Origin of the sequence: Chitinimonas sp. BJB300 (assembly GCF_002735695.1) — a bacterium.
Lineage (GTDB): Bacteria > Pseudomonadota > Gammaproteobacteria > Burkholderiales > Chitinimonadaceae > Chitinimonas.
In genome coordinates this window covers 1-3175 of record NZ_PDZH01000238.1, presented here as the reverse complement: position 1 = coordinate 3175, position 3175 = coordinate 1, and the positions used below count along the sequence as shown (strand labels likewise).

Here is a 3175-nt window from a genome sequence, read left to right as displayed (position 1 = left end):
GACCAACGCAAAGCCATCACCGCCCTGGCCCTCTAGTGCCCGACAGACAAAGCGACCTGCGTCTTTGTCTATCCATTGGAAACGGTCAGTACCGCCACAGCAAGGACAGGGTCGATTGCGCTTGCTGGTAAAGGTGGCTGCTGGCAGGCCCAGCGCTGTCAGAATCGCCGGCCAGCAGCCTTGGGCGGCTTGGCGAAGGGTGTCTTTATCAAGGCGATTCATGTCGTACTCTCCTCATTCAGCGTGTCTTCGCCGTGGTAAAGACGCTTAAAGGAGGCGTTCAGCTGGTCGGCATAGCCATATACGTCCATCGTGTGGGCTTGGTGATAAAGCAGCAGTTCGAGGTAATGGATAAAGCCATCCAGATAGCCACGCGCCCCGCTTTCATCATTCAAGTCAGCATCGGCCATGATCTGGCGCAGCAGACCGCCACCCGCACGCGCAGGGTTGTCGCGTAAGAACTGGACGAAGTGGGCTGCATATTCAGTACCGATGGGATAAGCCACCTCGTAATCTTCAGTCGGCGTGACTTTCCACATAGAAGCTCCCCGACGACTCCGCTTCGGCATATGTACAAAGGGCAGCCATGCCATACGGCCTATGCCGTCAGCGGTCCAGTAGAGGCGACGGTCTGGCATGCTCGGTACAACGGGTTTTACCTTGCGTTTGCGGGTGGACTTCACCGCTTGCGCAATGGGCGTTACGTCCAAGGCGGGCAAGGTCGCTTGTAAAGTTGCAGGCAAGCCGGGGGCTGCCAGCCCGTTTTTAGGGTTGGTTGTTTGGGTTTTCATCGGGTGGGCCTTGCTTAGATCAGGGGCGGGCGGAGATTGGCAGGTTGGGGCTTAGCAAAGGTCATATCGACCTCGGACACGGTGTAGCCTGGTGAGGCCGCCACAATGACTGCAGAACGGCCATGCGCAACCAACAGCGCAGCAAGGGCGCGGGCTTCGGCTTGGGTCGGTAGCGTAGAGACGGGGATAGTGCGAGGGGTAATCAGAGCGCGAAAGGCGCTTAGGATGGACAAAAACATGGGCAATCCTTTGTAGGTTTTCACCCGCTCCCCCATCGCCAAATGAGGGTGGCAGGCACATGGCGGGGTTGGCGAACCGGTACAAAGGAAACCGGCATACCCGAAGGTATCCCCACCACGGCCCGCCATAAAATGGACGCACTTGTGGTGTGTGACGGACGTAAAAATAGCCGCTGTAGGCGGCTGTCCGCCTTTGTTCTCCGAGTCGCCAAACCCGATCGCAGGATTGACTGCGACAGGTGCATGGTCGTCCAGAAAGCCGCAGCCGTCAAGCCCGTTGTGCGGATAAGTCATCATGTTTAGGGCTGTCATTAGATGGATCGTTAGGCGGTGGGCGATTACACAAACAACCCACCATTTTTAGCAATTAGCAGTCGGTCAAATAAACACGCTCATCCACAAAGCGCATCGCTGAACCCAACTGCCCCCCAGCCCGTAAAGGCAGGCTGTGCTTTTGTACCGGCGCATCGCTACAGCCTCGACACAGCTTGCCGCTGTTGAATTCCACCCGCACAGCGCGGGAACTCCATAGCGTCACCATATCCGGGTCGCTGGCGATCACCTCAACCCCGTTTAAGTCGTTATCGCCTAGCCATGCTTTCACTTTGCTCATGCCGCTGCTGGTGCTTGCCCGCGGTGTCAGCACCTTTACAGTCTGATGGTCTTTTAGCCAACCTTTCACAAGGCTCACCATATAACCCAAGGGCTCGCCGATCTCCTCTGGGTACTGCTTGTTGAACTCAGCCAACGTGCCATCTAACTCGACACCTATCCATTTGCTCATGATCTTTTCGCTTTCGTGGGTATGGGTTGATAAAGGGTTAAGCCTGCGCAGCTTGGGCGGTTTGGCGTTCCCTGCGGCGTACATGCAACTGCGCCGGGGTGATGTGCGGCACACAACCACGATCTATCGCTTGCAGGCCCGCGCTGATGGCGTCGTCCGGCAAGCTCACCGGCTGTTTGCACTGCGCCAACAGCTTGGGCGCCAATTCACGCCAGGCCGCTTCCAGGCCCGACCCGTCGAACAGACGCCAGGGGGCCGTTTGGCCCTGCTGTCCCAAATGGTTGCCATGCAGCTGGAAGCCCAGCAACAACGCCGGCGGCAATTGGCTCAGGCCAATCTCGATCAAGGCGGCGCTATAGCATTGCTGTAGGCGTTCTTGCGCACCCTCTACGCGGCTCCATTGCAGCGAGGCGTCTTCGTCGGCTTCGTCCAACCCGCTTGCCAATTCGGTCGCCAGTTCGCGCCAGTCTTCCGCCAGCGTGTAAGCCGCCCGTTCCTGCGCTTTGAGTTCCCGACACTTCGGGCTTAGATTGTTGGTGAAGCTACGCAACAAGCCTTTGTTTTCTGCACGCAGGCGGGCCGCATCGGCTTCGGCTTCCTGTGCCGATTGCTGGTGGGCAGCGATTTCTTTGCGTAACGCGGTACAGACCGCCTGCAACGGCAGGAAGGCGTCACGGGCAGCATGGCATTCAGCCAGCGCGGCTTCGACGGTAGCGCGGTGTTCAGGGTGATGGGTCAGCATGATTTCTTTCCTTAATGGTTTCGGTTAGCAATGCGGGCGGCTTGCCACGCAGTAATTTCAGATTCGAGCCAAGCGACAGACTTGCCGCCTAGTGAAATCGAATTCGGGAAGATGCCGCGCTGAATGGCGGCATAAATGCTGGAGCGGGACAGCGCTGTGCGGGACATGACTTCCGGCAGACGGAGAAAGCGCTCTGACGCTTGGTTTGTTGGTGAGGTGCCTGCTGGTCCTGCCAACCTCGCAGCTTGAGTACGCAACATCAAAATTCCTTTGCAAAACAGATTCAGGTGGATTCCGGTAGGCGTTGTTGAACGCATGCCGGCAGTATCCCGAGTGGCAGCAAAGGGCGCACGTCATCGCCATTGTGTGGATGCGCCACACAATGAGAGGCCAAATAAGGGGGCTAAAAACGCTTAAATAGGGGTTGCGACTGGGGAAATTTGGTGAATCAGGCGAATTGCGGGCGATGTAAACCCGTCTACCCTTCGGCTCACTGACTGATGTTACGCAGTAGCTGCGAGAAGCAGCTGTAACTGATCATAAGCCGCGCGGGAGGCGTTGATCAGTAACTTGCGGCAAAGTGCGAATGGGTTCTTCTGCGTCTTGATGCTCAGGCATT

Annotated in this window: 6 protein-coding genes; all 6 read right to left on the bottom strand. The window is 57.4% G+C overall.

What is annotated here, in order from left to right; translation table 11 throughout:
- Nucleotides 1-222: primase-helicase zinc-binding domain-containing protein (locus CSQ89_RS20680; protein WP_304441808.1), on the bottom strand; the 222-nt coding region annotated here is incomplete at its 3' end.
- The gene (locus tag CSQ89_RS20675) at nt 219-791 is read right to left on the bottom strand and encodes a hypothetical protein (RefSeq protein WP_099407875.1); all 573 of its coding nucleotides are present in this window, start codon (nt 789-791) and stop codon (nt 219-221) included. The genes CSQ89_RS20680 and CSQ89_RS20675, both read right to left, overlap by 4 nt.
- 14 nt (nt 792-805) lie before the next feature.
- The gene (locus CSQ89_RS20670; RefSeq protein WP_143747118.1) at nt 806-1327 is read right to left on the bottom strand and encodes a hypothetical protein; all 522 of its coding nucleotides are present in this window, start codon (nt 1325-1327) and stop codon (nt 806-808) included.
- A gap of 70 nt (nt 1328-1397) precedes the next feature.
- Nucleotides 1398-1814 carry a hypothetical protein gene (locus CSQ89_RS20665; protein ID WP_139022758.1) on the bottom strand — a complete coding sequence of 139 codons (417 nt, stop codon included), beginning with the start codon at nt 1812-1814 and terminating at the stop codon, nt 1398-1400.
- Between the two features lie 37 nt (nt 1815-1851).
- On the bottom strand, nt 1852-2556 hold the full coding sequence (locus tag CSQ89_RS20660) for a hypothetical protein (RefSeq protein WP_099407872.1): 705 nt from the start codon (nt 2554-2556) through the stop codon (nt 1852-1854).
- 11 nt (nt 2557-2567) lie between these two features.
- The gene (locus CSQ89_RS20655; protein ID WP_099407871.1) at nt 2568-2816 is read right to left on the bottom strand and encodes a helix-turn-helix transcriptional regulator; all 249 of its coding nucleotides are present in this window, start codon (nt 2814-2816) and stop codon (nt 2568-2570) included.
- Nucleotides 2817-3175: the final 359 nt, after the last annotated feature.